Origin of the sequence: Hymenobacter ginkgonis (genome assembly GCF_009755225.1) — a bacterium.
In the GTDB taxonomy this organism is placed as follows: domain Bacteria; phylum Bacteroidota; class Bacteroidia; order Cytophagales; family Hymenobacteraceae; genus Hymenobacter; species Hymenobacter ginkgonis.
Genome location: NZ_WQKZ01000031.1, coordinates 1 through 546, shown reverse-complemented (window position 1 = coordinate 546; position 546 = coordinate 1). Strand labels below are relative to the sequence as shown.

Annotated in this window: 2 protein-coding genes; both read left to right on the top strand. The window is 63.6% G+C overall.

The window, feature by feature from the left end:
- On the top strand, positions 1-223 hold a 223-nt coding region (locus tag GO988_RS23965; RefSeq protein ID WP_198173035.1), incomplete at its 5' end, for a hypothetical protein.
- Positions 224-228: 5 nt separating this feature from the next.
- On the top strand, positions 229-546 hold a 318-nt coding region (locus GO988_RS23670; RefSeq protein WP_157570115.1), incomplete at its 3' end, for a hypothetical protein.

Here is a 546-nt window from a genome sequence, read left to right as displayed (position 1 = left end):
CAAAACCAACGGTAAAAAAGGCAGCAAGCCCGCCGTGCGCAAGGGCGGCCAGTCCGGGGTGGGCGGCCTGAGCACGGCCGGCCCCGAGGGGCGCAGCGCCTTCCGCTACAAAGTCAAGGAGAAGGGCACGCTGCAACTCGTGGACTGCGCCACGGGCCAGCCTTTCGCCCTCAAAATCATTCTGCTCACCCACTACAACGGCCAGCGCATCCAGCACGGCTAACCCGTATGACCAAGGACATCAAAGAATTAGCGGGCGGGCTCTATATCCTGCCCGGTGCCAAGGCCATCGTGGAGCTGACCGGCAGCGACAAGGCCCAGGACGTGAGCTACGGGGCCGCGCCGCTCACGCAGGGCGGCTTCAAGATTGCGCCTTGGGGCGCTGACAACCTGCAACCGCAGGCCATGCTGGCGCTGGTCTACAACAACCACCTCAAGCCGCAGCTCATCACCACGGCCCGCGATTTTTTGCTAGGTAGCCGGCTGGGCGTGTTCTCGCGCACCATTGTGGAGGGCAAAATCGTGTTGGAGCCCGTCCTCGATAGT